Consider the following 26,985-nt stretch of genomic DNA (forward strand, 5'->3'; position numbering starts at 1 on the left):
AAGCTCCTTCCTTACAAGCGTTTATCCAATTTACGAACGACGTAGTTCCCCGCGAACTGAAACGCCTGGACGAACAGCACCATAATGATGATCGTCACGAACATCACGTCGGTCTGATAGCGGTAATACCCGTAGCGAATGGCAAAATCGCCGATCCCCCCGCCGCCGACGAGTCCCGCGACCGTCGAATAGGACAGAAAGCTTACCGTGACGATGGTGACCGCGTTGGCAATCCCGGAGCGGGCCTCCGTATACAGCACCTTCCACACGATCTGGAATTTATTGGCGCCCATCGACTCCGCGGCTTCCACGACCCCGCGATTCACGTCCAGCAGAATCTGCTCGATAAATCGGGCGAAATACGGAACCGCGTTGATAATCATCGGAACGGTCGCCGCCGTTGTCCCAAGCGCCGTGCCGACAACCATTCGGGTAAACGGAATAATCGCGATCATAAGGATCAGGAAGGGAAACGAACGGATCAAATTGACGAAACCGTTGAGAATCACGTAAAATTTTGGCCATTTCAGAAAGGAATTCGGACGGGTCAGGAACAGTACGGTTCCGAGCGGAGTACCGATCGCGACCGCGATCGGTATCGTCAGGACCAACATATACAACGTCTCCAGCAGGGCCTGAACCAGCTCTGGCCAAGCGCTGCTAATATTGCTAAGCATAGCTGGCCTCCATTTCGCGCGCCAACGTAATCTCGTTCTTGAATAAGTATTGGGCGATAGGGGACTGCGGCACGATATTCTTCTCGCGCAAGTCGAATTTCTCGACGATTTTTCCTTGCTCCATCACGGCCACTTTATTGCAGATCGCTTTCACGACATTCATCTCATGGGTCACGATCACGATGGTGATGCCTAGATTCCGGTTGATCTCCCGAAGCGCGGCCAAGATGCTGCCGGTCGTTTGCGGATCCACCGAAGACGTCGGCTCGTCGCAAAGCAAAATCTTCGGATTGCCGGCCAACGCGCGCGCGATGGCGACCCGCTGCTTCTGTCCGCCGCTTAATTTGGCCGGAAACGCCTTGGCCTTGTCGGACAAGCCGACCATCTCCAGGCAGCTCTCGATACGCTGCCTGCGCTGGGCTTTCGGAACCTTGGCGATCTCCAGCGGGAAGCTGACGTTATCGTAGACGTTCCGGTTATTGAGCAGGTTAAAATGCTGAAAAATCATGCCGATCGAAAGCCTTCTCCTCCGCAGCTCCCGAAGCGGCAAAGCGGTGAGCTCCTCGCCGTCGACGATCACGCGGCCTTCGTCCGGTCTTTCCAGCAAATTGATCGTGCGGAGAAGCGTCGATTTGCCGGCTCCGCTAAAGCCGATCAGCCCGTAGATATCGCCTTGCTCCACTTCAAGCGCGGCGGAGGATACCGCGTGAAGCGGTCCCTCCGCGGTCGCGAACGTCTTGCTTACATTGTGCAGGGTAATCATGATAAGCCCTCCCCATCGTCATTTATTCAAATCATCCAAGACCTCGATGGCATCGCCGTATTTTTCCTTGTAGAAATCTTTAATGGCTTGGCTCTCGTACGCTTTTTGCAGCGCCTTGATTTTAGGCGTGCCGAGCAGCTTGTTGTTCACGGCCACGATCCCTTTGTACGGCAGATCTTTGCCGTCTTCCAGCGCCAAGGCGTCCTGCTTGGGCTTATAGCCCATTTGAACGGCCGTTCCGGCAAACAAGAAGCCTACGTCCACGTCATCCAGCGTACGCTGGAGCATCAGCTGATCCACTTCCATGAATTTGAATTTATGCGGATTATCCGTAATATCTTTCAGCGTTGCATGAATGACGTCCACGCCGTCTTTGAGCTTCAGCAAGCCCAGATCCCGCAGCATGAATAAGGCGCGTCCGTTGTTGGCCGGATCGACGGGTATGCCGATCAATGCGCCGTCGGGAACTTCCTTGAACGACTTGAACTTTTTCGAATAAAGCCCGGAAGGCGTGAACGTCGTGTAAAAGGCTCTGGAAATGTTCTTAAGACCCTGATCCTTGACGAACTGGTCGAAATACGCTTCGTGCTGAAAGGAATTCGTATCCGCTTGACCGTCGTTGACGATTTTGTTCGGTTGAATGATGTCGTTGACGATCACGTAATCCAGCTCGTAGCCGTCTTTGGCCAGCTCCGCTTTTAAAATTTTCACGATTTCGCCGTTGAATCCCGCATCGCTCATCACATGATGAATGATTTTATCCTCCGGGTTTGCCGTCGCCGCCTCATCGTCCGTTTTACCCTTCCCGCAAGCCGCGACCAGGAAGGCGAGCGCCAGGATGACGACGAGTGCGGTGAAGCGATTTGATTTTTTCATTTTTTACCGCTCCTTCATTGAGATTGATAGATGAGAAAATAGCGCCTAGGACGGCGGACCGGGCCGAACGCCGTTGTTGTCCCCGGCCGTCGGGGCGGTTCGTGAAGGCGACCCGATGCCCGTTTGCCAGGCGAAAGGCGGATGCGTGCCGTTCACGGCATAATCGCCGACGATCCGTTCTTTATAGATCAGCGGATTATGGGAAGCAATCGTTCTGGCGTTGCGCCAATAACGATCCAGCGCTTTGGATCGCATCGTCGCCGATGCGCCCAGCGCATCGAAAATGGCAGCTACGGCGTCGAGCACCAGTCCGGCAACGACCGTCTGCGCTTGCGCGACTTCGATCTCCGCCTCGACGTTCGCGTTGTCCTCGGCATCCGCCGCGTTCCGCGCCTCGTAAGCGCGCTGCACCGCTTCGGCCGCCTTAAGCACGAGCGCCCCGGCCGCATAGGCTTGGCTATGCACCCGCCCCGCCACTTGCAGCACTTGCGGATCCTCGCTGGACCGGCCGGCGGCCGCATGCGAATACGTTCGCCGGCGTTCGGCAATCGACGCGGCGACGTCGATCGCCGCCGCGCGGGCTATTCCGGCCAGCGTGGACAAATGAACCATTTGGGCAAACGCCGTCGCGTACTTGGGATACGTTTCGCGCGCGAACACGTCGTCCGCTTCCACCGGCGTCTCCCGGAAGACGGTCGTGCCGCTTCCCGTCAACGTCTGACCGAAGCCTTCCCAATCGTCGACGATGTCGACGCCGCTCGCCGTCGACGGAACCATCGCCGTCACGACGTCGCCTTGTTCCGCCGCGGCGCCGACGACGATCCAATCCGCGTAAAGGGTGCCGGTGGAATAATACTTGGTCCCGCTTAATCGAAGGCCATCCTCGCGCAAGGCCAGCTTCGTATTATAACTGCCGACCTGCGCGCTGCCGATTTCCGTTAAGGCGTTCCCGACAATGGCGCCGTCCGCGATCCGCTTCAGCCATCGGAGCCTGCGGTCGCCGTCCGGCAAATTCAGAATGCGCTCGACGAATCCGAAATGGATTCGCAAGGCTTGCGTGACATTGGATTCGGCTTCCGACAACTCGATCAGCAAATGGAACAATTCGGGGACCGATACGCCGAAGCCCCCCTCCTCCTCGGGAATTCGCAAGGCTCCGAAACGACTCTCCCGGAGCAGATTAATTTCTTCGTGCAGCAGTTTCCGGCTTAATTCCCGATCGACGGCGCCTGCGCGAATGCGTTGGAAGACAGGTCTGAACCGCTCGGCCAGCCCTTCGTAACGGTCGGACGCGAATCCCCAGACGCCTTTGCTTTTTCCCATATCGTTCCTCCTGGCTTTTCGATTTCGGCGAACATGCGGTCAACGCGGCCTTTCCACGGAATAAAAATAAGACCTGCATGCCTGAAGAGGCTGGAGGTCTCCGGTTGTCCGGTTGATCGGTTCCAGTATTCAATTGCTGACAGCCCCGCGCTTGGCGGAGTCTTTGATCAACTTCCAGATCGGAGCCGTCAGACTTTCTTTATCGTGATACAGGTACTGGTTGGCGAAGCCCCGCACGGGATCTCCCGCGTAAAACCGCTCGTAAAGTTCATGCCTGGCTCCCAGCGGGCTGCCGATCAGATCCCAGGCAAGCTTGAACAATTGCACTTTTTTCTCCGCGCTGACCGTGGCGCCCTCGAAGTACTGGCTCATCAACTCGGAAATCGTACCGTAGAAATCTTCGATGCTGGAAGGAACCTGGACAAACCCTCCGCCGCCTATTTGCTGCAAAATCTCGACCGCGCGCGGATAAAACTTCGTCCCGATGTTCCTTGCGGTATGGATATAGGACAATTCCGGGACCAACACGCCGTTCCCGTCCACCTTGGCTTGTGCCTCGGAAGCAATGACGAGCGCCTTCATGCAATCGATTTGCGTCAGCAGCTCGCCAAGCTTTTCTTGGATATGCAGAAATCCGCCGACCCCGATGGCTTCCGCAATCGCAAACGCCACCCCGGTGATAAATTCGAGCTTGGCGACGTAGCGCACGATATTTTGATGGAACGCGAGGGCATTCGTAGTCGTGTTCGCCCTCAGCGCCATCACTTTCTCCGCATCGCCGTACATCAAGACGCGTTCCCAAGGAATCAATACGTCATCGAAAAAGAGAACGGCATCCATCTCGTCATACCTGGCGCTTAGGGGCGAATCATGTTCTTTCTCGCTGGCGAACGATTGCCTGCAGACGATATGCAGGCCCTGGGAATTGGCCGGGACGATCAGGACGTGCGCATGCTCCCGATGAGCCTGTTCCAGCTTAAGAAACGAGAAGATCACGAAATCATGCGTATAGGGCGCTCCGGTGGCGATCATTTTGGCCCCTCTCACCACGATGCCTTCGCTCGTTTCCTTGACGACATGCAGAAACCGCGATGCGATGCGGTCATCGTCAAGGCCGCTGGATCGGTCGATTTGAGGATCGATAATGGCTGTCGTCAGAAAGAGGTCGTTGTCCCGGGCCGTTTCATAATAAGCCGAGATTTTATGGGCAAAGCCGGGATCCAAACGATCAAGCTCATTTCGCGCCGCATACCAACCGGTTATGAACGAACGCGCGTAATCGGAAAGCCTGCTCATCATGCCGTTGCACTGTTTGGACCAAAAGGCAAAGGATTGACTTCGCTGGGCGAGCTGCTCCGGCGTGCGGGGAATCAGAAATGAACTGTGCGCATACGCTTCTCGTCCCGCGATTCGAAAACCGGCCTGCGCGCGAAGCTCGGGATCATCCAGCGTGTTGAAGAGACCGCGAATCGTACCGAGCGTCCCGCGAAAGGCAGGATGCGTTTCCACCCGGGGAACCTTGCTGCCGTTCAACCAGACCGTTCGCCCGTCGTCCAAGCTCTTCAGAAACTCATCGCCTCTCACCCGTTCACCTCCTTCACCATAACTGATAATTCCGATGCATTAACTCAGGTATTGGCTATATCTTAGCTGGCATCCGACAAAGGGTCAACAAACAAAAAGCCGACTTCTGGCGTTTTTCGGACACTTTTTCAAGATGTGAACGGTACTGCTCTTTCAATCCTACAAGAAGCGATTATTTGTTTGCCCTGTAATTCATCGCTTGATAAAATCCCATCGCGGCAAGCCTGCTCATTTGGATTGCCATATAGTTCGGCGAATAGATCATGCCCTGCTTTAACCAGGATATCGCCGTTCCGCCGATCCAGAACGCCATGCTTTCAAGCAAAATGTCTAATGGAATCGGCTGCTTCTGGTCCATTCGGTTATTGTCGATTCGCAGGCTAATGGTGTTTTGGACGGTTTCGATCAGCCGCTCTTCGAATCCGGATTCCGGCACATGCAATAACAGGATCCGATAGGAGGGAGCATGCTCGGCCAAATGTTCGAACAGGAACGTAAAATACGGGTCGGGCGTCTCCTGTTGCGGCACATAGGCGTGAATCGCGGCTTTTTTGCTCTCGTAAAGGTTGATCAACTCTGCAAGCTTGTCTTTAACGATTTGTTCCATCAGCACGTATTTGTCTTGGAAATGCGCATAAAACGTAGAACGGCTAATATCCGCGGCTTCCGTAATGTCTTTGATCACGATCGAATCGAATTTCCTCTTCTCGCATAATGACAAAAAAGCACTCACGATATGCAGTTTCGTCTTATGAATTCGGCGATCCGTTCGGACCTCGGTCATGCGAATCACGCCTTCCTATTAGAAATAATACAAAAGAGGATTATATGTATGAAAACGGACATATTCAGTATATTTGTTCAGATTACAGCTTTTGTTAAATGTTATCATAACGAACAATTCAAAGTTAATCAATCGGAATTATGAATTACCCGATCGCCAGGGCCAACGGCATTTCATTCCCATAATAAAAAAAGGCCAGTCAGATCAAGGGTTTGATCTGACTGGCCTTTACATGGATGAACTCAAATTGAAGAAAGAAGATGATGATAGCGAAGCTTATAGGACCTACCGGTACGCCCGCATCGCCTTGAACAACTCCTTCATCGACGGCTTCTTGCCGTACATCAGCACGCCGGCGCGGTAGATCTTCGCGGACAGCCAGCCGCAGGCCAGGATCGAGGCCAGCAGGATGACGATCGACAGCCACACCTGCCAGAGCGGCGGGTCGGACAGGCCGAGCCGGACGACCATCGCGTACGGCGAGAAGAACGGGATGAACGACGACACTTTGATCAGCATGGAGCCCGGGCTGTTGAGGCCGCTGAAGATACAGATGTAGAAGCCCGCGAGCGACAGCATCGTGATCGGCAGCACCGCCTGGCCGAGATCCTCCGTGCGGCTGACGATCGAGCCGACCGCCGCGAACAGCGTCGCGAACAGGAAGAAGCCGGTCAAGAAGAACAGGATGGCGTACACGAGCAGAGCGGGATCGATCAGATCCAGCGAGATGCCGTAGCCGCTCAGGGTGTCGGCGTTCTGCGGCAGCGTCATGTTGACGATGATCACGACGATGTACGCCGCCAGCTGCGCCAGCACGACGAGGAACATGCCGAGAATCTTGCCGAACATCGCCTTCAGCGGCGCCACGCTCGTGATCAGGATTTCCATGACGCGCGAGCTTTTCTCCGCCGTGATCTCGCTCGCGATCATTTGGCCGCTGATCATGATCGCCATGAACAGCATGAAGATAATGACGTAGACCGTGGCCATGTCCATGCCCTGCTGCTCGGACGACTTGCCGTTGCCGATGGAGCCTGCGCCTTCGCCGGTGGAAATTTGGACGGTATCGAGCTTGATGGGTTTCGTCAGCAACGCCTTCAGCTCGTCGCTGAGGCCGCCGCTGTCGATGACCGCCTCCATCTTCACCGCCTGCAGCGCCGTCGAGAGCGACTGCGACACCTTCGTTTCCATCAGGCTCTCGGATTTATACGTTACGGCCGGGAACCCGCTCTCCGGATCCGGCGCGAAATCGATGTACCCGTCGACGAGATCGTCCGACACCGCCTGCTTCAGCGCCTGCTCGTTCGCGTCCGCGGAGCCCGCGTCCGCGATCGGCACGAACTTCAGCTCCGGCTTCTCCTGCGCATCGTAATAAGTATCAAGCAGCGCGACGATGCGCGTCGAGGTGAACAACTGCGATTGCGCCTTGTCGGCCGCGCTGTCCAGGTACCCGACCGCCGTCGGTTTGCCCTCGCCGCTGAACTGCGAGATAATATACGGCAAATTGATGCCGATACTCATGATGACCGCGATAATGATCGTCGTGACGACAAACGCTTTGCCCCGCAGCTTGTTCTTCGCCGTGAAGCCGACAACCGTCCAAAATCCGTTATTCATGGTTCTCACCTACCGTCTTAATAAAGATTTCATTGAGCGTCGGTTCCATGATTTCGAAGCGCGTGACATTCGTCTGCGTCATCGCCAGCTCCAGGATCGGCCGGCCGGCGGCCTCGTCGGCGATCATCAGCTCGTAGCCGTATTCATGGCGCGTTATGCCCGTGACGCCGCCGACCGCTTCCAAGCCGGTCACGTCGCCGTCCGTCGCCAGAATGACGCGCTCCCGCGGAAATTGCTTCTTGATCGCTTTCAAATTCCCCTGCAGCACGGGGTTGGATTTGTGCAAAATCGTAATGTTGCGGCACAGCTCCTCGACATGCTCCATCCGGTGCGTGGAGAACAGGATCGAAGAACCGCTGTCGCGAAGCTCCTTGACCGTCGACTTCAACAGCTCGACGTTGACGGGATCGAGGCCGCTGAACGCTTCGTCCATGATGACGATGCGCGGATGATGGATGACCGCCGCGATGAACTGGATTTTCTGCTGATTGCCTTTCGACAGCTCCTCGACCTTCTTGCCGTAATACTCCGGCACGCCGAACCGATCCAGCCAACGCTTCAGGTTCGCGTCCGCATCCTTGCGGGACATGCCGCGGAGCTGCGCAAGATAGAGAATCTGATCGCTGACCTTCACCTTCGGGTAGAGGCCGCGTTCCTCGGGCAGATAGCCGAGCCCTTGCAGCAGCTCCTTGGAGTAAGCCTTGCCGCCATAACGGATCTTGCCTGAATCGGGATAGATGAGACCGAGGACCATACGCATCGTCGTCGTTTTGCCCGCGCCGTTCGCGCCGAGCAGGCCGTAGATCTCGCCCTGGCCGACGTCGAAGCTGATGCCGTTCACGGCGGTTTTGGCGCCGTACTGCTTGAAAACCTGTTCCAGCGATAAAGCATTCATGATTAGTAAACTCCTCTCGCATGTTCGGTTAGATTCAACAGGATGTCGTCCAGCTCCAATTTCCGCTTGCTGACCAGCACCGCTCCGGCCGCGGCCAGCCACTGCTCCGCTTCGAAGGCTTGCTCCGTCACGACTTTATACGTCGCGCCGCCCGCCAAGTCGCAGCTGCGGTAACCGGGCATCTCCTTCCACGGCAGCGTCCTGCCGCCTGCATCGACGTACATCGTCTGCCAAGCTTCCAACAGCGCGTCCTTCTCGTACATGCCGAGCACCCGGCCCTGCGCGACGAACACGATGTAATCCGCGAGCCTGCGCACTTCGTCGATGATATGGGAGGCCATGACGATCGTGCGGTCGCCCCGCTCCATGAAGCGGTGGAGCGCGTCGATCATCGTCTTCCACGCGATCGGATCCAGTCCCGAGGAAGGTTCGTCCAGCAGCAGTAGCTCCGGATGATGCGCCATGGCGAGCGACAGGTCGAACTTGCGCCGCATGCCCTTGGACATTTTGCCCAGCTTGAGCGCGGGATCGACCTCGAAGCGCCGCAGCAGCTCCCGGTAATAGTTCACGTCCCAGCCGGGATACCACTGCCGCACGAAGGCCGATTTTGCCTCGCCGCTAAGGCGGTCCTCGATATCGATCGCCTCTTCGGGCACGTACCCGATTCGCGTCTTGATCGACATCCGGTCTCCGTCGCCGACCCGCTCCCCGAGCAGCCGCACGCCGCCCGAGTCCGGGCGCGCCAGCCCCAGCATCAGCCGGAACAGCGAACTCTTGCCCGAGCCGTTCGGCCCGACGATCGCCGTCACGTATCCCTTCGGAATGTTCAAGTCGACCGGACCCAGCTCGAAATGCGCCCTTCGCTGCACCAAGCCCTCGATCGCTACCGCCGTTTCCGTCGTCATGCCGGTTCCCCTCCTTCGTCCGACGGCGCGCCCTGCCGTTCTGCCAAGGCCGCCGCCGCCCGTTTTCGCTCAAGCACCTCGCGCAGCATCTCCATCATCTCCTCGTCGGTAAAATGTACCCGGATCCCGGCGTCCACCGCCGCCTCGATCGCTTCGATGACCGTGCTTCGCCGCTGCGTGTCCCGAAGCGTCTCGTCGACCTTGGCCACGAACGTGCCCGTTCCCTGCCTCGTGCGGAGCAAGCCTTCGTTCTCCAGGTCCTGATAGACGCGCCGGACCGTAATGACGCTGCACTTCGTCAACTGCGCCAGCTCGCGGATCGAGGGCAGCAGCGTGCCTTCGGGCATCTGCCCGCTGACGATGAATGCGCGGAGCTGCACTTCGATCTGGTGGTACAACGGCTCTGCGCTTTGTTCATTTAGTTGTATCGGTATCCACACCGCGACCACCCTTTCTTCGAATGTCGAGCCCGCTTAATGATAGAGATTGCGCTTCGCAAGCTGCTTTCGAATCAGGAGCCCGATAAGAACCGTAGCCGCTGCGCCCAGCAGAAGCGACATGACGGGCCACGTCCATTCATGACCGCGGGAAGCCTCGATCGTCCGGTACAGCAGATCCGTATCCGTCCGCCACAGCACGACCCCGACCAGCAAATAGAAGATCAAATAGCCGTGGCAAACCGCCAAATAGGCTTTTCCGCCCAACGTTTGCTCGAAAAACGCATAGGTGGCGCCGAGAGTCAAGGCGTAGCCGTACCAGATCAGCGCATAGACGATATATTCGCCCGGCGCCATCAGCTCGCGGAGCTCGTTCAGAATCGCGTACTGCACGGTAAAGAAAAATACCGAAACGATCGTGAGCACGATACAGAGCTGCAGCATCCTGGACAGCACGATGGCATTCCAGCTGATCGGCAGCGTGCGCCAATACGCAAGCTTCCGCGAGTACGGATCCCGGCTCCAATAATGAATCACGCTGCGGTTCAAGATGAAGGCCATGTTGGGCAGGAGAGTCAAATACAGAAAATTGCCGATCGAGCCGTACGCGCCCTTGCCCCCGTGATCCAGCAGGTTCTGAAACAACGGCATCATGACCACGCTGATGTACGCGAAGAAAAACATCGTCACGAGCAATCCGCCCCACGACCGGCGTCCCTCGGAACGAAGCAGCGTCAACGCGCCTTGCCAAGTCGACATCGTCCCAGCTCCTTCCGCTTTATATACTGTATATATTCATATACACAGTATAATCAGTAATTGTTCCGATTGTCAATAGTTGGATTTCGGGAAATGCAAAATAACCGCCGATTTTAAGCCGGCGGCATGGATAACGAAATTACGGCAAATAGCCGACGACTTGATTTCACCGCTTTCTTGGGAGATTGACCAGCATGCGTGGCGTTATGGCGAAACCGTGCCCATCACTGGTTTCATGGTTCTTATCCTGCAAAAAAAAAACCGCCAATCCGAGCCTCTCGGCACGCATTGGCGGTTCGATCATTGCTTTACTTATTCGGCCCCTGAAACGCCGGATCGCAGCTCGAACACCGGCAGCCCTCCGGATGTTTGCCGACGGGCTTGCCGTCCACCGTTCTAAGCAGCGCGAGCAGCGCCTCCTGTTCCCGCAGCTGCGCGGCGATGTCGGAATAAATCTCGCTTAGCTGCAGCGGAGAGGCAGGCGAGTCCGACGCGCCCGGAAAATAGCCGAGCGCCCGCTTCCCGTGCGGCGATCCGCGCGGCTTGCGATTCCGCGACTTGCGCCAGACGCCCGCCGGACGGATGGCGGCCGCTTCGCGCTTCAGCACGAGTAGCAGCAGCAGCGAAGAGACGAGCATGACGGTCCCGGATTTCCACGAAGACGTGAAGCCGAGCACCAGGCAGGCGAACAGGATCGCCGGATAAACGAAGAAGGCGGTGAACAGCCGGATCAGCGTCTTGGTCAGGAGCGATTTGAATGCATGCATGCGGAGCCCCCCTGTACCTGTCGTTATTCCACTATATGCGACGAGGGGTTATCCGTATTTTGAGGATTCCGTGACGACGAAGGTCATTCATGCCGCGAACCGGCGCATCCTTTTCGCCTCGTTCGTGCGCAACCGCTCATTGGCACGAACCGCCAAACCCAAGCATCAAGGCGCCCGCTCAAGCGATTGACGGTCAGTCCTTCGCGCAAATCCGTTCATGCAGAAAATCAATCAGATGCAGGGCTTCCATCTGCCCGCTCATGCCGTGCTTCTCGATGCCGTTCTTCATCTGCAGCAGGCAGCCGGGATTGCTCGTCAGCAAATAACGGGCTTCGGTCCGTTTCACGTGCTCCATCTTGTGGTCGAGAATCCGGCCCGCCATCTGCGGCTGCGTCAGATTGTAGATCCCGGCCGAGCCGCAGCAGCGGTCTGCTTCCGCTAGCTCGACGAACTCGGCGTTCGCCACGCTGCGCATCAGCTTGCGCGGCGCCTCCGGGGAGCGCATCACGTTGCGCAGGTGGCAGGAGTCCTGGTACGTGATGCGGACCTTCTCGTCCGACGCGAATCCGACGCCGCCGCTGCATGATCCGCCGCAGCCGCCCGATGCCGAGCCATGGCCGCTGCTTGCGTGCGCGTGCGCGGACACCGCCGAAGCGCCGGTGCCGCCGATCATCGCGCCCGCGCCGGCGGCGACGGCCGCCTGCGCGACGGTCCGCAGCCGGCCGTGCTCCACGAGCAGCTTGCTGACGTCGACGCTCCGCTTCGCGAACCAGCGGGCATCGTCCTTCCACTGCGGATCGTCATGCAGCAAATGGTCGTATTCCACGAGCAGCGCCCCGCAGCCGCCCGCGTTGGACGCGATCCAGTCGACGCCGGCCGCCTTGAACGCCGCGATGTTGCGCTTCGCCAGCGCCTTCGCGCCCTCCTGCTCGCCGCTGTGCGCATGCAGCGCGCCGCAACAATTTTGCGTTTCCGGAATGACGACGTCGAAGCCAGCTTCGTTCAGGAGTTCGACCGTGTTTTTGTTCGTCTCCGTGAACAGGACGTCCATGATGCAGCCGCGGAACAAACCGACCGTCGCGATCCGCTCGCCCTTCGCCGGATGGAACGCGCCGATCCGCTCGACGACGCCTTTGTACGACGCGTCGGGCAGGATCGCTTCCATGTCCCGCATGTGCTCCGGGAACAGCTTCATCAGCCCGGCGCCGCGCACCAGCTTGCGCAGGCCGGTCCGCTGGTACATTTGCAGCGCGCCGCCGAGCAGGCGCATCCGGTTCTGATGGGGGAACATGCCCTCGAACGCGGTTTTGCGAGCCGCCTTCACCCACCAGCGGTGCGTCGTCGTATGCTTCTCGACGGAGTCGCGCGCCTGCTCCAGCAGCTGGCCGTACTTGACGTCGGCGGGACAAGCGGGCTCGCAGGCCCGGCAGCCGAGGCAGTGGTTCATCTGGGTCTCGAACGCCTCGTCCGGATCCATCAGGCCGTCGGCGACCGCCTTCATCAAGGCGATCCGGCCGCGCGGCGATTCCGCCTCGAAGCCCGTCTCGCGAAACGTCGGGCAGGCCGGCAGGCAAAACCCGCAGCGCATGCAGTTCGTCAGCTGATCGTAATCGAGCGCGTTCTTGAGCGTCGTCGCCAGTCCGGCGCGATCGCCGTGCGTCGGAATCAAATCGCTTAGCGTTTTAGCCACGGTGCAGCACCACCCTTTTACGCGCCGATTTGGCGAACATTTTGCCCGGATTCAGAATATTGTTCGGGTCGAACGCCTGCTTGATCCCCTGCATGACCGCGATGCCGGCCGCCCCGACCTTCCATTCCAGGAACGGCGCCTTCACGAGTCCGACGCCGTGCTCCCCGGTGATCGTGCCGCCGAGCGCGATCGCGGCTTCGAAGATTTCCGCGAACGCTTCCTCCACGCGGTGGATTTCGTCGGCGTCGCGGGCATCCGTCGTCGCGGTCGGATGCAGATTGCCGTCGCCGGCATGGCCGAACGTGCAGATCGTGACGCCGTGTCGCTTGGCGATGTCGTTGATCGCGAGCACCATGTCGGCGATCTTGGAACGGGGCACGGTGGCGTCCTCGAGAATCGTCGTCGGCCGCAGCCGCGCCAGCGCGGTGAACGCGCTGCGGCGCGCCGTCAGCAGCTTGAGCGCCTCCGCTTCGTCGGCGGCGATGCTGACGCGCTCCGCGTTCTCGCTGCGGCAGATCTCCGCGATGCGCGCGATGTCGCGTTCCACCGCTTCGGGATCGCCGTCCTGCTCGATCAGCAGGATCGCGTCCATGTCGAGCGGCAAGCCCAGCTTCGCGAAATCATCCACGACGCGGATCGTCGGATTGTCCAGAAATTCAAGCGTCGCCGGAATGATCCGGTTCTCGATGATCTTGGACACCGTGCGCGCCGCGCCGTACAAGTCCTTGTACATCGCCAGCATCGTCTTCTTCGTCGTCGGCGGGGGAACCAGCTTCAGCGTCGCTTCCGTGATGACGGCGAGCGTGCCTTCCGAGCCGACGAGCAGCTTCGTCAGGTCGTAGCCCGCGACGTCCTTCATCAGCTTGCCGCCGGTGCGGATGATCTCGCCGCTGGCCAGCACCGCCTCCAGGCCGATGACGTAATCCTTCGTCGTGCCGTACTTCAGGCCGCGCAGGCCGCCGGAGCACTCGGCGATGTTGCCGCCGATCGTCGAGATCGCCATGCTGCTCGGATCCGGCGGGTAGAACAGGCCGAGACTTTCCACGTGCGTAATGAACGCTTTGGTATTGAGTCCGGGCTGCACGGTCGCGGTCAGATTCTCGAGGTCCACTTCCAGGATGCGGTTCATCCGGTGCATGACCATGACGACCCCGCCCTGCACGGGTACCGTTCCGCCGCATAGATTCGTGCCGGAGCCGCGGCTCACGACGGGAACGCGGTGCTCCTGCAGCACTTTCAGGATCGCGGATACATGGGCCGTATGCTCGGGATACACGACGCCGTCCGGCAGCGATTGAAGCATCGGCGTGCCGTCGTACGAATGCGTGATCAGCGATTCGGGATCGTCTTTGAACCACTGTGCGCCGACGATGGCGCGAAGCTTGCCGGCTACTGCTTCTTGAAGCATGGAGAACTCCCCTTTATGATGAAATAGATCAGGTCGTCTGATGACTTTGCTTTGCAAGTAGTATATCATAAGATGAAAGCACGCTGCACCTTCAAAATTACGCACGCGGTCTATCGCGATCGCGATTTCTACTGATATAGGAGGCCCGCCATATGTCCATGAACGAACGGCCGCTCAAGAGCAACGAATGGGTCGCCCAGAAGCTTCACCTCAAATTGACCTCCGGCGAGCTGTCCCCCGGCGACAAGCTGCCATCCGTGGTCGACCTGGCCGCCGAATACGGCGTCGGCCGCTCCACGATCCGCGAGGCGTTGAGCGCGCTGAAGGCGAAGGGGCTTCTCGATATTCGCCAAGGCGGGGGCACGTATGTCAAGACCCCGCCGGACGAGCCGGCCTTCGCGCAGGAAGCCTGGCTGAACCGCGCCGATTCGCTGCTCCAGCTGCTCGACGTGCGCAAGGTGCTCGAGACCGGATGCGCCGCGCTGGCCGCGAAGCATCGCGGCGAGTCCGACCTCGAAGCCTTGGACGCCACGCTGAACGAGATGGCGGATCGGCTGGACGACGAGATCTTCGGCGAACAAGCCGACGTGCTGCTGCACGAGCAGATCGCCGGAGCGACGCATAATCCGATGCTGATGGAGCTGATGAAGACGCTGTCCGAGCGGCTCCACGAGAGCATGCGCGACACGCGGTCGCTCTGGTTCTATGCCGAGCATCGATCCGCCAGCCGGCTGCTGGACGAGCACCGTTCCATCGTATCCGCCATCCGCGACCGCGACGAGACGCTCGCCTCCGCCCGCATGGGGCAGCATCTCGCCAAGGTCGAACAGGTCCTGCGCGACAAAACCGGCATTCTCTAGGAGAATGCCGGTTTTGTTTGCGTGCTTCGGTTATGGTGTATGCCGACGTCCGGCGCGATGAGAGAGCCTGCCTTCCCTCGCGCCCCAGGCGGGTTTAAATTTCGTCCGACAAACAGGTGCCGCCTGCCGACGCTAGTCTTCCACGATCGCCGGCATGCGCTGAACGTTCGGATCCGTGAATATATCGTACTCGTCGCGGCTCGTGCTCGAGAACTCCGATACGATCGCGCCGTTGTCCCCGGCTTGGAACCAATGCTTCGTGCCCGGCGGAATCGTGTGCTGCTGGCCGGGATGCAGCTCGATCTCGTGGAAAACGGTGTAGTATTGTTCGCTGCCCTCCGGCACCTCCGCTTGAATCGTGCCGTCGTTCTCGCCTTCGACGTAGAGGTAGACGACGCCGTGGCGGCAGCGGAACGTCTCCGTTTTGCCGGGCTCCCCGCCGACCGGCGGATGCAGATGCTCCGGGCAGGTTTGGCCCGGGAACAGCACCAGCTCCTTCGCGCAATAGCGGTCCGTATTGATATACGTCACGAGCTCCAAGCCTTGAAGCTCCAAATTGCCGAGACCAAACCCGGCCACCTCGACGTTCGCCCGCTCCTCCGGCGTCAAAATAATGCCATGCGCATCAAGCAGGTCCGCCGCTCTCCTCTGCGCCGCTGCGACTTCGCTTCGTTTCATGCCGATCATCCTCCTGGTCGCCCTAGTATCCGCATAAATAATGCCAATCATTCGCGCTGCATGCAGCGTTCTTCCGGTCCGTGCCATATGCCCTCGACTTCGACCCAGCCCGGCAGGTGCAAGAGCTTGCTTCGTATAGGCCATCCCGCCGCGATCCGCGCCTGCACGGCTTCCCACGACGGCACGCCGCTTGTCGCATCGGCCTGCTCCACGTTGCAGGCGCCTACGGCAACCGCGCCGCTTAAGGCCGACTCCGGGTCGAGTCCTTTCAGCAGCCCCGCCAGAAATCCCGCGATCGTGCAGTCCCCGGCGCCCGTCGTGCCCGCCGCTTCGACCTCGAAGCAAGGCGCGAGCAGTTCGCGGCCCAGCCAAGCCTCCGCCCATGCCGGCGCGCCTGCTCCCGCGGACGCGAATCTGCCCGCATCGCCGGTCGTGCGCAGATAGAGCCCATGCTCGCCAAGCTTCAGGACGACGATGGCCGCCCCCTGCGCGATCAGCTCGTCGGCCAGCTCCCGCAGGAGCGCCCCATTCGCATTCGGCAGCAGGTCGTCGCCATGTACTGCGGTCAGCTCCTCGTATTTCTCCGGCCGCAGCATGTATAGGATTTCCTCGAAGCTCGGCAGAAACACATCGACAAAAGGCAGCGCTTTCGCGAAAATGCGGCGCCAGTCCGCCCGCCCCGCCGGCGAAGCCGGATCCGGCTTCGCCAAGTCGAGCGACACCGTCAAGCCCTTCGATTTTGCCTTGGACAGGAGCTCCGCCAACTCCTCTCCGCCGTCCGCGTACATTCTCCGCATGAGCGGCGGGTAGCCGAAATGGAAGACGCGTGCTCCTTCGAGCGCGTCGGCCGGCAGATCCTCCGCGGCAAACGTATCGTTCGCGCCGGTGCAGTGCAGGAAGATCCGGTCGATATTCGGCGGATTGATGACGATGGTGTACGACGTTTGCTCGCCCGGCGCCACGATCATGCCTTCCGCCAGCTCGTCTCCATACTCCCGCAGCACGTTGCCGACCGCGCGCCCGAACATATCGTCGCCGATTTTGCCCATCAGCTTCGTTCGAATGCCCAGCCGATGCAGCGCGAGCCCCGTATTGGAGACCGCGCCGCCCGTCGCGATTCGTGCCGCTCCGATCTCGACGAGCTTGCCCGGCACGAGCAAGGCTCCCATGCCGCCATGGGCGACGTGAATCGTCGGGATGACATCGAGGCAGATATGGCCGGCTACCACCACATCGGGGCCAATGCGCGCTTCGCTCACGCTCAATTCCCCCAGTCGATCGACACGGTCGCGCCGGTGCGCTCCGACTCCAGCGCGGCCGTGAAGACGCGGTGGCTGCCTGACGCTTCTTCCGGCGTCGCGCAGCGGAACGGCTGCGACATGCCGGCCGTGCCATGCGCAAGCTCGTCGCAGAAGGCCGCCCACATCTGCAGGATGGAATCCGAGAAGCCGAATTCGAAGATTCCGCCGGTTATGGTGCCGTAAGCCGATTTGTAGGGCACGTCTACCGTGTGCCAAGCCTGCTGTTTGCCCGGCGAATACGGCAGAGACGAAACCTGCTTCGGATTCTTCGTGCTGAATTCCGCCGACAGCTCCGTGCCTTGAATGCGGATGAACCACGTATTGGCATGGCCCGGCGCGATCCGTTTGGTGGAAAGCACCATCGGGAATTGCTGATCCGCCGTCCGCACGTCGCAGGCGAGGATCGCGTTATCCCATGTTTCGCAAGGGACGCGATGACCTTGGCCGTCCGGACGCTCCGCCACGATCTTGCTGAGCAGCGCCCTTACGCTGCTTGGTTTCCAGCCGAAACGCATGGGCAGATGAAGCACGTGCATGCCCAGATCGCCCATGCAGCCATATTCGCCGTTCGTCGCGATTCTCCTCTTCCAATTGATCGGCTTCGTCGGATCAAGATCGCTGGAATGCCAGAACCCGGCCTCGACTTCGATGATGCGGCCGAATTTGCCTTCGTTCACCCACTGGATGACCTGATGCGCCCCGGGATAGAACGGGAACTCCGACGAGCAGCGTACGATCACGCCCGGATTGACCGCCAACGCCGCATTGATCCGCGCGTTCGCCTCCGCGTCGATGCCGAACGGCTTTTCGCCGAGCAAATGCTTGCCGGCTTCGATAATGTCGACGTAGATCTGCGCATGCAGGTTATGCGGTACCGCGCAGTAGACCGCTTCGACCTCGCCGTCCGCAAGCAGCTCCCTGTAATCCGTGTAGGCGCGCTCCACGCTCGGCACTTGTCCCTTGAACCATTCGGTCGCCGCAGGGTTGGCATCGCAGACCGCCACGATGCGCGGTTCGAAATCGACGCCTCCCAGGTGCAGCCACCTCGCGGCGGCGCTTGCGAATTCTTTACCCATTAATCCGCAGCCGATAACGCCGAAACGAATGATGCGCTTGCTCATCTTATCGCGCCTCCCCGTCGTTTAGGATCGCGAGCGCCTGCTCCGCCGACGCGCCGTGGTGCACGATCGCCATCAGCGCGCTTGTCATGCCCGCCGGGTTCGGATGCTGAATGACGTTACGGCCGTAGACGATGCCGGATGCGCCTTGATTCATCAGCTCGACCGTGCGGCCGACGATTTCCTCGTCGCTGGCCCGGCCGCCGCCGCGTACGAGCACCGGAATGCCGGAAGCCACTTCGATGACGCGATGATACGCCGAGACATCGTCGCTGGGATCGGCTTTGATGACATCCGCGCCAAGCTCGACGCCCTGACGGACCAACGGCATGATTTTGTCGATGTCGCCATCCACCATATAACCGCCTTTTGCTTCATTGGGTAACATGACGAGCGGCTCGACCATCAGCGGCATGCCGTATTTCTCGCACTCGCTCTTGAGCAGCATGATATTGCGGACGCATTGGTGATGGAGCTCCGGCTGGCCCGGCAGCAGCAGCAGATTGACGCAGACGGCGACGGCATCGAGCGCCGCCGCCTTCTCGATGGCGCGGTCGATCAGCTCGCTGAACAGAAATCGCGGTAGCTCCGTACCGTAAATATTCGCCGCGTCCGTGCGCAGGACGAGCCCCGGCTTCTGCTTGCCGGGAACGTCCTGCAGCCATTTCGACTGCCCGACGCTGAGCTGAATGCAATCCGGATTGGCCTCCACGATCGTTTGAACGGCTTTCCTCATATCCTCGATGCCGGACAAGAACGAAACCTCATTGAAAAATCCGTGATCCACCGCGACATCGAAACATTTCCCCTGTTCGCTGAACATCCGGTTGAGCCTTGGTTTGACTGACATCCATATCCATCTCCCTTGTTATATTGAAACAAATTATGTTCGTTTATAACATAAATTTAACGCAACGGAATTCGGATGTCTACCATTATGTTTGATTCAAACATTTTTACTCGCGATCAACAGCTCCACCGTTTGTTCTCGGCATGCTTGCAGCAGCGATTCTTCAGGCAGCTCGCTGCTTATGACGCGATGCACCTCGCCGAGCGCGGCGAACGAGAACAGCTCTTTCGCTCCGTACTTGGAATGGTCGACCACGATATTCGTTTCCGACGCCTGCGCGATCGCCATTCGTTTGATCTCGGCCTCGTACATGTTGGAATTGCTGAAGCCGTGCTTCGCCGTCAAGCCGGTTGCGCCGAGAAATACGCGATCGAACGCCATTTTGCCGATCGTCTCCACCGTCCCGGGGCCGACCAGCGTCGCCGTCGTCTCCAAGGCCATGCCGCCCGTTACCACCGTCGTAATCTTCCGCTCGAGCAGCTCGATGGCAATATTGAGCGCATTGGTTACGACCGTGATATTCAGGTCCGGCTTCAAATACCGGGCGACATGCAGCGTCGTCGTGCCGCCGTCGATGAATATCGAGTCGTTCTCCCGCACGAGCGCGGCGGCGGCTCGGCCGATAGCCTGCTTCTCGTCCGCCATGACGCCCGTGCGGTCCCCGATCGCGACATCCTTCGACGCCAATATCGCGCCGCCGAATGTCCGTTTCACGTATCCGGCCAGCTCCAGCTTCTCCAAGTCCCGCCGGATCGTCATTTCCGTCACGCCAAAGTGGTCCTTCAACCCGGCGACCTTCACTTCGCCGGCGCTTTCCAGCATGCTTAACAGCTGCTGCTGCCTTTCGTTCAAGCTCATGACTGATCCTCCTCGCCGATCTTCAATCGATCGACAGCTTTAATTCGTATTCGACGGACTCGCCCGGTTCCAGCATCCGCAGCGTGCCCCTTTCTTGTTCGACCGCCATGCCTTCCACGCCGCAGTTCGCCGGTTCGATGCCGAGCGCATGCACGCCCGCGCCGGGCATTCTCCACTGCACCATTCGGGGCAGCGTATCGGTTTTCCAATCCAGTTTTACGGTTACGGGAGCCGTTATTCCGGCAGCGAGCGGGAAGTTTGGCTGATGGATCGTCACCGCCGCTCTTCCGTTCGGCGTCTTCGGCAGCTCATGATAATAGACACGCTCCTCGTTATCGGGGGACGGCGCTTCCCATCGGTCGCAGCCATCCAGCGGAACGTCCGGTTTAACCGGAGTAATCCGCGTGCTGGGGAACATGATCCTTGTCTCCTCGGACATCAGCGGGTAGCCGAAATTAAAATGATACAGCATCATATGCGGACATGCCTTGAACCCCGCATTTTCCGCTACGTCCCGAATCTTAATCGCGTTTTCCCCGAATCTGCTCCGAATCTCGCGCCGCAGCCGCAAATGCCCGCCGAACATCGACGTCTCTTCGATGACCCCGCGCACGCAAAGCTCCAGCTCGTCGCCGATCCAAACGCTCTCCGCGCTGACTTGCCTGGCCGGCGTATGATGCGCGCGTCCATGCTGTCCATAGGTTACGCCTCCTACCGTACTCGGCAAGCCTGCGCTGATCAAGCCGCAGCTCATGAGCAAACCGCCGGAAGCCGTACGCAGCCAATCCTTTTCCCTGTCGTCATAATAGGACGGATGCACGTCGCCGTTGGCCGACTGCCATGCCAATGACGAACCCGCGAACGACGCCATCGCGATGTCCATGCCTTTGTCGGGCGTCACTTCATAGGCAAGCCCGGCCCCCGTCCGTACCGCAATGATCGATGCCCCGGATTCATTGCCTTCCGTCAGCGACTTCCTCCGGATCCCGCCGATCTGCTCGATCCGTCCGACGCGCGCCTCGATTTCCCTTCTCGTAAATCGTCGACCGTGCAATAGCATCGCACATCACCCCCTGTTTAAAACAAACATAGAATGTTCTTAACTAACAATCATTGTACAAAAAAGCGGTAAACCTCACAAGGAGATTTACCGCTTAAGACAAACGCTATTCGATTGGTCCGCTTATCCGTTGCCGAACAATACGTCGAGCACCGGCTTCGTATGGCCGCCGGGATACATCAGATAGAGCAGCACGTACACGATAACGCCGGTGATGGCCGTAAAGAACCAAATCATCGACGTGACCCGTCCCCATTTCCGGTGCTTCGCGAACTTCTCGCGAAAACCAAGCGTCAACGTCGTGATTCCGAATATCGCGCCTACGGTCGCGAGCACGATATGGAAGAAAAGAAACGTCAGGTAATACGGTTTCATTTCATCCGAACCGCCCCAGTCGGTATTGCCGACGAAGATCGTTCGGGAAACATAGATAATGAAGAACAGAAGCGCGGCGATTGCGCCGGCAATCATGACCTTCTTATGCGCTTCGAGCCTTCTCTTAATTGCCAGGTTCCAGCCTATCGCAACCAATATCGCGCTGATGACGATGAAAGAGGTGCTGATCGTCGGAAAAATATCATACTTTGACAAGATTCATCCCGTCCGTTTCTATGCAGGAAATTTGCTTATTTGCTTAATTGAAAGCACCGTTATCCGGAATCTCTTCATCCGTCGCATCTCCGTGCTCTCGCTTATACCATTGGAAAAAGACATAGGCTAGGATGCAGCCGTACATCAACTCTTGCACCAGTTTCATGACGATGCCGCCAAGCTGCTGATCCTCGGCAGGCGACATCAGATTGAAGAACGTCGGTCCCGTGAATTTGGCGAGCAGCGCGCCCGGATCGCCGGAGACGCAGTAACCCATCGCTTTTGCCCATACCTCGGGATCGCTGTACGTCGCGTACATGGAACTGGTCGAGAATATGATCAGCGCGCATGCCGGGGTAAGCAGCATTCCGTTCGCGAAAATATAAGCCATCTTGCGAAGATCCGTAAGCCGGTTCCACTCGGGTACCGGACACGCGATCTGCCACCACATCATAAACGAAGTGACAAGCAATACCAAATAGTAGAGTCGGTGCACGGTGAAATGCGTCATGACATAATCATGCACGACCGGCACATGATAGATCGAGAACAGCATGTTGAACAGGACAAGCGTAAAGATCGGGTGCATCGCCCAACTCAGCTTCGACCAGAAAGAAGCACGAAAGAAACGCCGCCACATAAAGGCGGGTATGCCGAGAAGCAGCAGCGGAGGCGCGATCAAGTACGATAACGACATGTTGACCATATGAAACGTAAACATCAAATGTCCGAGCAGCTCAAACGGCCCGCCTTGCGCCATATAATACAGCACCATTCCCGATACGAACAACGTCTTCTGCAAGACGGTGACCTTCGCATCCTGAGGCGCATGCTTTTCCTTCCAAGGTCCAGCTAAATAGAAATAAAGGATGACTAGCGCTGTCATAAAGAAGAAAAACCATGGGCTCCACAACTCTTCAAAGCTGAAGTATTGCAATCCGAGCATGTTGGTACCCCTTTCCAAGGTGATACTCACTTACAACAAAAGAGGGGGCCAGCTAGGACCTCCCTCTCTTCAATTTAAAACCGTACTACCACCAAGCCCAATATTCGGCCATGATGACAATCGTGAATACGACGAACACGCCCATCAAAATACCGATGATCGGGAACGCATGTCCGCGATCTTTCATGTGCATCCAGAAGCCCATTTGTACGAAGACCTGAATGGCTGCCATAAGAACCAAGAAGATGTAGATGAACGTAGTGTTGATTTCGCCTGCCGCAACCATCGCGAACGCGATGATTGTCAGAAGGATGGAAAAAATGAACGCAATGATATGTTTTTTGGGACCTTCGTGTTTATGGTGTTTCTCACGCTCTTCGACTGCGGAATGTTCAGCTGACATTCTTTAGCCCACCTTTCCCATCAAGTACACGACGGTGAAGATGAATACCCACACGACGTCGATAAAGTGCCAGTAAATACCGGCCACATATATCTTAGGAGCTGTGACGACGGTCAAACCTTTTTTCAAGATTTGAGCGATCAAGATGCTGATCCAGAGAACCCCGAACAATACGTGCGCGCCGTGGAATCCGACCAGCGTGTAAAAGGACGAACTGAACGCGCTTGTCGAGAACTTATGTCCCTCGTCGACGTAGGTCGCGAACTCGACTACTTCGAGCGCCAAGAACCCAAGTCCAAGCAGTACCGTGACGACCAGCCAGATGATCATCGACTTCACTTTATTCGTATGCATCGCCTGAATCGCGAATACGCTGGTCAAGGAAGACGTCAAGAGGATAAACGTCGCCCAAGCGGTCGTTGAAAGCTCAAACAATTCTTGCGATGACGGATTGCCGTCTCCGACTTGATGGCGAAGTGCCAAGAATGCGGAGAACAGCGTACCGAACAATACGGTTTCGGCGCCAAGGAACAACCAGAAACCTAGAACCTTATTACGGCCCTCGAGTGTTGCTTTCTCCGGCTCGTGCGGAAGCTTACCGTCTACGTGCGAGTGTGCGCTCATGCTTTTACCCCCTTATCCCCCGTAATTTCATCCGGTTCAATATGGAAGCCATGATCGTCGATCACCGAACGCAGGAACATGCAGGCAAGCGTAATTGCCAATCCGATGATGGCTACGATGTGGTTGTTGAACATGAAGGCTTTGAACCCGTCACCGTAGTCGCCTTTTCCATACATGAATCCGAGACCTGCGATGAACAGCCCGACGGCCATAATCAATGGCAGGATCGAAGGCGAAGGCATGTGAATCGAACCAAGCGGTTCGGCAGGCAGCATTTCCTTCTTGCCTTCCATTTTTTCTTTCCAGAATGCGTCGTAACCGCGAACAAGCGGCGTTTGCGCAAAGTTGTATTCCGGAGCCGGCGAAGGAATCGACCATTCCAGCGTCCGTCCGTCTTCCCATGGGTCATTGGCTGCATTACTTGGTTTGAATGCCGTAATGACGACGTTGAGCAGGAAAACGATTGTGCCGACGCCCATCAAGAACGCGCCGACCGTACTGATCATATTGAGATTATTGAAGCCTTGGCCGTCCAGGTACGTCCATACGCGGCGAGGCATCCCCATCAAACCGAGGAAATGCTGTACGAAGAACGTCAGATGGAAGCCGATGAAGAATGTCCAGAAGCAGAGCTTGCCAAGACCTTCGTGCAGCACCCGTCCGAACATTTTCGGCCACCAGTAGTATAGACCGGAGAACAAGCCGAGAATCAAGCCGCCCACGATAACATAATGGAAGTGGGCAACGACGAAGTACGAATCATGATACTGGAAGTCGGCAGGCGCGGCTGCGAGCATGACGCCCGTTACGCCGCCCATGACGAATGTCGGGACGAAGCCGATGGCGAACAGATTCGCCGTCGTGAACTTGATGGAACCGCCCCACATCGTGAACAGCCAGTTGAAAATCTTAATCCCGGTCGGTACGGCAATCAGCATGGTCGCGATGGAGAACAATGCGTTCGCTACCGGTCCAAGACCCGTCGTAAACATGTGATGCGCCCATACCATGAAGCCTAGGAAGCCGATCAGCACGGTTGCGAATACCATCGAGCTGTAACCGAACAGCCGTTTTCGCGAAAAGGTACTAATGACCTCGGAGATGACGCCGAATGCCGGCAAGATAAGGATATATACCTCAGGATGTCCGAAAATCCAGAAGATATGCTCCCATAGCACGGCGTTACCGCCGTTGGTCGGTTCAAAGAAGTTGCCTCCGAAGAGCCTGTCGAACATCAACGCCACCAGACCTACCGTCAGTGCCGGGAAAGCGAACAGGATCAAAGCGGAAGTGATAAACGCCGTCCAAGTGAACATCGGCATGCGCATGAAGCTCATGCCCGGCGCGCGCATGTTGATGATGGTGGCCAAGAAGTTGATGCCGCCGACCAACGTACCGATACCGGCGATTTGAAGACCGATAACGTAATAATCGACGCCGTGTCCGCCGCTGAAAGTATTCGTGGCGAGCGGTGCATATGACGTCCAGCCTGCATCCGGCGCACCGCCGGCGAACCAGCTGACATTCAGAAGAACGCCGCCCGCGAAGAATGTCCAGAATCCGATCGCGTTAACGAAAGGAAAGGCGACGTCGCGCGCGCCGATTTGCAGCGGCACGATCGCATTCATCAAAGCGAAAATGATCGGCATCGCTGCCAGGAAGATCATCGTCGTGCCATGCATCGTGAGCAATTCGTTATAAGTATGCGCTGCGACGAAGTCGTTAAGCGGCTTCCATAATTGAATCCGGATCAGGAGCGCTTCCAATCCCCCTACGAGGAAGAAAAAACCGCCCGCGATCAGATACAGAATGCCGATCTTTTTATGGTCGACGGTCGTAAGCCAGTCCATAAGACCGCTGTACCGCTTAACCGTATGTGCGTGAGCCAAAGTAGGTACCTCCTTCATTCCGTGATTGTTTAGTAGTCTAGTTTCAGTCCAGCCAAGTACTCCGCGATGGCTTTGACTTGATCTTGGGTCAAGTCGACCTTCGGCATCAGCGTGCCCGGTTTAACGGCTTGCGGATCGGCGATCCATTTTTCCAAGTTATGCTCGACCGAACCTTCGTTGTCGTACTTAGGTTGATCCGTGTTCACCAAGATGCCCGCAACCGTTTGACGGCTGCCGATACCCATCAGGTTCGGGAATGCCGCGCCGTTGCTGCCGATCGCATGGCAGGACAGACATTGTTTATTCAGCAAATCCGCGACTTCTTGATCTTGCGGAGGCGCTACCGGATTTTTCATCGCCGCAACCCAGCGGTCGAACGATGCACGGTCCACTACTTTTACTTTAAAATCCATCAAGGAATGGGAAGGTCCGCAAAGCTCGGCGCACTTACCGAGGTAAACGCCGGTTTTCGGCGCTTCGAAAAACATCGTGTTAACGTTTCCGCCCGGATTCGTATCGATTTTACCGAAGAGGGACGGAACCCAGAAGGAGTGAAGCACGTCCGCGGTTTTGGCTTCCACGGAAATAACCACATCGTTAGGCACCAGCAGCTCTTGCGCCGTCTTGACGCCCAGATTCGGATATTCGAATTCCCACCAATATTGGTGAGCCGTTACTTTGACCTGAAGCGCATTCGGATCTTTCGTGTGGTCTTTGGCAAGACCGAATACGGTGTTTACGGTCGGAATACCGATAATGATCAGTAGAATAATCGGAATGACCGTCCAAATAATTTCAAGCTTGTGATTGCCTTCCACTTGAACCGGGATCGTCTTGTCGCCCGGGCGGCGGCGAAAGCGAATAATAACGTAGCCAGCGATTACAAATACGATCAGAATGACGATAACCATGATCGTGATCGTAAGTTTCATTAGTCCGAACTGTTCTTCGGCTACCGGTCCTTGCGGTCTCAGCGTCGACAAGTCAGCTCGTCCGCAAGCTGACAGCAGCAACACCATTCCGGCGAGAAGCGGCAATAGCCGTTTTAGAACGTGCCACCGATTCATCATCAATCAACCCCACTTTTTACGTTTTGACAGCAGCCGTAGACAGTGCAAAAAGCGGCTCTGCTGCTTGCAATTCCTAGATGTTTAGACAACTTCCGCAATCTAATCACTTAAATAAATATAAAGTTGCAGGTGCTTTTTGTCAATGTTCCCAGGGATGTTCACAAAATGTTCTCATACCAGTAAAATCAACGCTTTTCGGCGTTTTTTTGCTTGCCATTTATAACCTGTGAAGCTCCATGTCTATCCTTCATT

27 protein-coding genes are annotated in these 26,985 nt (G+C 57.5%); 1 reads left to right on the forward strand and 26 read right to left on the reverse strand.

The annotated features are described in order from the left end of the window. Positions 1–11: 11 nt before the first annotated feature. From AC50YL_RS16545 to AC50YL_RS16610, 14 genes are all read right to left on the reverse strand, one after another. Positions 12–677: a methionine ABC transporter permease gene (locus tag AC50YL_RS16545; RefSeq protein WP_494833293.1), complete on the reverse strand. Its 666-nt coding sequence runs from the start codon at positions 675–677 to the stop codon at positions 12–14. After that, on the reverse strand, positions 670–1,440 hold the full coding sequence (locus tag AC50YL_RS16550) for a methionine ABC transporter ATP-binding protein (RefSeq protein WP_494833294.1): 771 nt from the start codon (positions 1,438–1,440) through the stop codon (positions 670–672). The genes AC50YL_RS16545 and AC50YL_RS16550 overlap by 8 nt, the downstream gene beginning before the upstream one ends. 18 nt (positions 1,441–1,458) lie before the next feature. Continuing rightward, positions 1,459–2,316 (reverse strand): MetQ/NlpA family ABC transporter substrate-binding protein, encoded by an 858-nt coding sequence (locus tag AC50YL_RS16555; RefSeq protein ID WP_494833295.1) that lies wholly within the window; start codon positions 2,314–2,316, stop codon positions 1,459–1,461. Between the two features lie 45 nt (positions 2,317–2,361). Then, entirely contained in the window at positions 2,362–3,639 is a 1,278-nt protein-coding gene (locus AC50YL_RS16560) for an acyl-CoA dehydrogenase family protein (protein ID WP_494833296.1), read from the reverse strand. Positions 3,640–3,768: 129 nt separating this feature from the next. Next, on the reverse strand, positions 3,769–5,223 hold the full coding sequence (locus AC50YL_RS16565; protein ID WP_494833297.1) for a 4-hydroxyphenylacetate 3-hydroxylase family protein: 1,455 nt from the start codon (positions 5,221–5,223) through the stop codon (positions 3,769–3,771). 172 nt (positions 5,224–5,395) lie between these two features. Continuing rightward, positions 5,396–6,007 carry a TetR/AcrR family transcriptional regulator gene (locus AC50YL_RS16570; RefSeq protein ID WP_494833298.1) on the reverse strand — a complete coding sequence of 204 codons (612 nt, stop codon included), beginning with the start codon at positions 6,005–6,007 and terminating at the stop codon, positions 5,396–5,398. 285 nt (positions 6,008–6,292) lie between these two features. Then, positions 6,293–7,624, reverse strand: coding sequence for an ABC transporter permease (locus tag AC50YL_RS16575; RefSeq protein WP_494833299.1), 1,332 nt, complete (start codon positions 7,622–7,624; stop codon positions 6,293–6,295). Next, entirely contained in the window at positions 7,617–8,519 is a 903-nt protein-coding gene (locus AC50YL_RS16580; protein WP_494833300.1) for an ABC transporter ATP-binding protein, read from the reverse strand. The genes AC50YL_RS16575 and AC50YL_RS16580 overlap by 8 nt, the downstream gene beginning before the upstream one ends. Before the next feature lie 2 nt (positions 8,520–8,521). Next, complete coding sequence (locus AC50YL_RS16585; RefSeq protein WP_494833301.1) at positions 8,522–9,424, reverse strand: ABC transporter ATP-binding protein; 903 nt, start codon at positions 9,422–9,424, stop codon at positions 8,522–8,524. Then, positions 9,421–9,864 carry a GntR family transcriptional regulator gene (locus AC50YL_RS16590; protein WP_494833302.1) on the reverse strand — a complete coding sequence of 148 codons (444 nt, stop codon included), beginning with the start codon at positions 9,862–9,864 and terminating at the stop codon, positions 9,421–9,423. The genes AC50YL_RS16585 and AC50YL_RS16590 overlap by 4 nt, the downstream gene beginning before the upstream one ends. Before the next feature lie 33 nt (positions 9,865–9,897). Further along, positions 9,898–10,620, reverse strand: a complete 723-nt coding sequence (locus AC50YL_RS16595; RefSeq protein WP_494833303.1) for a hypothetical protein — start codon at positions 10,618–10,620, stop codon at positions 9,898–9,900. Between the two features lie 308 nt (positions 10,621–10,928). Continuing rightward, entirely contained in the window at positions 10,929–11,387 is a 459-nt protein-coding gene (locus AC50YL_RS16600; RefSeq protein ID WP_494833304.1) for a hypothetical protein, read from the reverse strand. 193 nt (positions 11,388–11,580) lie between these two features. Next, positions 11,581–13,077: a (Fe-S)-binding protein gene (locus AC50YL_RS16605; RefSeq protein WP_494833305.1), complete on the reverse strand. Its 1,497-nt coding sequence runs from the start codon at positions 13,075–13,077 to the stop codon at positions 11,581–11,583. Continuing rightward, positions 13,070–14,485 carry an FAD-linked oxidase C-terminal domain-containing protein gene (locus AC50YL_RS16610; protein ID WP_494833306.1) on the reverse strand — a complete coding sequence of 472 codons (1,416 nt, stop codon included), beginning with the start codon at positions 14,483–14,485 and terminating at the stop codon, positions 13,070–13,072. The genes AC50YL_RS16605 and AC50YL_RS16610 overlap by 8 nt, the downstream gene beginning before the upstream one ends. A 152-nt stretch (positions 14,486–14,637) precedes the next feature. On the opposite strand from AC50YL_RS16610, the gene AC50YL_RS16615 reads away from it, so the two are divergent. Beyond that, positions 14,638–15,345 carry a FadR/GntR family transcriptional regulator gene (locus AC50YL_RS16615; protein WP_494833307.1) on the forward strand — a complete coding sequence of 236 codons (708 nt, stop codon included), beginning with the start codon at positions 14,638–14,640 and terminating at the stop codon, positions 15,343–15,345. 132 nt (positions 15,346–15,477) lie between these two features. Here AC50YL_RS16615 and AC50YL_RS16620 read toward each other — a convergent pair whose 3' ends face one another. The 12 genes from AC50YL_RS16620 to coxB all read right to left on the reverse strand — a co-directional run bounded on the left by AC50YL_RS16620 (position 15,478) and on the right by coxB (position 26,733). Continuing rightward, a complete protein-coding gene (locus tag AC50YL_RS16620; protein WP_494833308.1) occupies positions 15,478–16,023 on the reverse strand; it encodes a D-lyxose/D-mannose family sugar isomerase in 546 nt (181 codons plus the stop codon). A 47-nt stretch (positions 16,024–16,070) separates the two neighbouring features. After that, entirely contained in the window at positions 16,071–17,282 is a 1,212-nt protein-coding gene (locus tag AC50YL_RS16625) for a carbohydrate kinase family protein (RefSeq protein WP_494833309.1), read from the reverse strand. Between the two features lie 2 nt (positions 17,283–17,284). Next, positions 17,285–18,445 carry a Gfo/Idh/MocA family protein gene (locus AC50YL_RS16630; RefSeq protein WP_494833310.1) on the reverse strand — a complete coding sequence of 387 codons (1,161 nt, stop codon included), beginning with the start codon at positions 18,443–18,445 and terminating at the stop codon, positions 17,285–17,287. 1 nt (position 18,446) lies between these two features. Further along, positions 18,447–19,292, reverse strand: coding sequence for a class I fructose-bisphosphate aldolase (locus AC50YL_RS16635; RefSeq protein WP_494833311.1), 846 nt, complete (start codon positions 19,290–19,292; stop codon positions 18,447–18,449). 96 nt (positions 19,293–19,388) lie between these two features. Continuing rightward, positions 19,389–20,150, reverse strand: a complete 762-nt coding sequence (locus AC50YL_RS16640; protein WP_494833312.1) for a DeoR/GlpR family DNA-binding transcription regulator — start codon at positions 20,148–20,150, stop codon at positions 19,389–19,391. A 22-nt stretch (positions 20,151–20,172) separates the two neighbouring features. Continuing rightward, positions 20,173–21,210, reverse strand: coding sequence for an aldose 1-epimerase family protein (locus AC50YL_RS16645; RefSeq protein WP_494833313.1), 1,038 nt, complete (start codon positions 21,208–21,210; stop codon positions 20,173–20,175). 123 nt (positions 21,211–21,333) lie between these two features. Continuing rightward, entirely contained in the window at positions 21,334–21,801 is a 468-nt protein-coding gene (locus tag AC50YL_RS16650) for a DUF420 domain-containing protein (RefSeq protein WP_494833314.1), read from the reverse strand. A gap of 43 nt (positions 21,802–21,844) precedes the next feature. Next, a complete protein-coding gene (ctaG, locus tag AC50YL_RS16655; protein ID WP_494833315.1) occupies positions 21,845–22,747 on the reverse strand; it encodes a cytochrome c oxidase assembly factor CtaG in 903 nt (300 codons plus the stop codon). An 85-nt stretch (positions 22,748–22,832) separates the two neighbouring features. Then, entirely contained in the window at positions 22,833–23,150 is a 318-nt protein-coding gene (locus AC50YL_RS16660) for a cytochrome C oxidase subunit IV family protein (protein ID WP_161742698.1), read from the reverse strand. Positions 23,151–23,153: 3 nt separating this feature from the next. Continuing rightward, positions 23,154–23,774, reverse strand: a complete 621-nt coding sequence (locus AC50YL_RS16665) for a cytochrome c oxidase subunit 3 (RefSeq protein ID WP_494833316.1) — start codon at positions 23,772–23,774, stop codon at positions 23,154–23,156. Then, positions 23,771–25,663, reverse strand: a complete 1,893-nt coding sequence (gene ctaD / locus AC50YL_RS16670) for a cytochrome c oxidase subunit I (RefSeq protein WP_494833317.1) — start codon at positions 25,661–25,663, stop codon at positions 23,771–23,773. Before ctaD ends, AC50YL_RS16665 begins: the two co-directional genes overlap by 4 nt. 29 nt (positions 25,664–25,692) lie before the next feature. Then, positions 25,693–26,733: a cytochrome c oxidase subunit II gene (coxB, locus tag AC50YL_RS16675; RefSeq protein ID WP_494833318.1), complete on the reverse strand. Its 1,041-nt coding sequence runs from the start codon at positions 26,731–26,733 to the stop codon at positions 25,693–25,695. Positions 26,734–26,985 lie beyond the last annotated feature (252 nt).

The sequence above is a fragment of the Paenibacillus sp. J22P277 genome (assembly GCF_059383675.1).

Coding starts and splice junctions, on each gene's coding strand:
- AC50YL_RS16570 (WP_494833298.1), bottom strand. CDS start 6,007: ATGACCGAGGTCCGAACGGATCGCCGAATTCATAAGACGAAACTGCAT.
- AC50YL_RS16580 (WP_494833300.1), bottom strand. CDS start 8,519: ATGAATGCTTTATCGCTGGAACAGGTTTTCAAGCAGTACGGCGCCAAA.
- AC50YL_RS16665 (WP_494833316.1), bottom strand. CDS start 23,774: ATGAGCGCACACTCGCACGTAGACGGTAAGCTTCCGCACGAGCCGGAG.
- AC50YL_RS16640 (WP_494833312.1), bottom strand. CDS start 20,150: ATGAGCTTGAACGAAAGGCAGCAGCAGCTGTTAAGCATGCTGGAAAGC.
- AC50YL_RS16610 (WP_494833306.1), bottom strand. CDS start 14,485: ATGCTTCAAGAAGCAGTAGCCGGCAAGCTTCGCGCCATCGTCGGCGCA.
- AC50YL_RS16560 (WP_494833296.1), bottom strand. CDS start 3,639: ATGGGAAAAAGCAAAGGCGTCTGGGGATTCGCGTCCGACCGTTACGAA.
- AC50YL_RS16660 (WP_161742698.1), bottom strand. CDS start 23,150: ATGTCAGCTGAACATTCCGCAGTCGAAGAGCGTGAGAAACACCATAAA.
- AC50YL_RS16545 (WP_494833293.1), bottom strand. CDS start 677: ATGCTTAGCAATATTAGCAGCGCTTGGCCAGAGCTGGTTCAGGCCCTG.
- AC50YL_RS16585 (WP_494833301.1), bottom strand. CDS start 9,424: ATGACGACGGAAACGGCGGTAGCGATCGAGGGCTTGGTGCAGCGAAGG.
- AC50YL_RS16635 (WP_494833311.1), bottom strand. CDS start 19,292: ATGTCAGTCAAACCAAGGCTCAACCGGATGTTCAGCGAACAGGGGAAA.
- AC50YL_RS16630 (WP_494833310.1), bottom strand. CDS start 18,445: ATGAGCAAGCGCATCATTCGTTTCGGCGTTATCGGCTGCGGATTAATG.
- AC50YL_RS16550 (WP_494833294.1), bottom strand. CDS start 1,440: ATGATTACCCTGCACAATGTAAGCAAGACGTTCGCGACCGCGGAGGGA.
- ctaG (WP_494833315.1), bottom strand. CDS start 22,747: ATGCTCGGATTGCAATACTTCAGCTTTGAAGAGTTGTGGAGCCCATGG.
- AC50YL_RS16595 (WP_494833303.1), bottom strand. CDS start 10,620: ATGTCGACTTGGCAAGGCGCGTTGACGCTGCTTCGTTCCGAGGGACGC.
- AC50YL_RS16600 (WP_494833304.1), bottom strand. CDS start 11,387: ATGCATGCATTCAAATCGCTCCTGACCAAGACGCTGATCCGGCTGTTC.
- AC50YL_RS16645 (WP_494833313.1), bottom strand. CDS start 21,210: ATGCTATTGCACGGTCGACGATTTACGAGAAGGGAAATCGAGGCGCGC.
- AC50YL_RS16615 (WP_494833307.1), top strand. CDS start 14,638: ATGTCCATGAACGAACGGCCGCTCAAGAGCAACGAATGGGTCGCCCAG.
- AC50YL_RS16575 (WP_494833299.1), bottom strand. CDS start 7,624: ATGAATAACGGATTTTGGACGGTTGTCGGCTTCACGGCGAAGAACAAG.
- AC50YL_RS16555 (WP_494833295.1), bottom strand. CDS start 2,316: ATGAAAAAATCAAATCGCTTCACCGCACTCGTCGTCATCCTGGCGCTC.
- coxB (WP_494833318.1), bottom strand. CDS start 26,733: ATGATGAATCGGTGGCACGTTCTAAAACGGCTATTGCCGCTTCTCGCC.
- AC50YL_RS16620 (WP_494833308.1), bottom strand. CDS start 16,023: ATGAAACGAAGCGAAGTCGCAGCGGCGCAGAGGAGAGCGGCGGACCTG.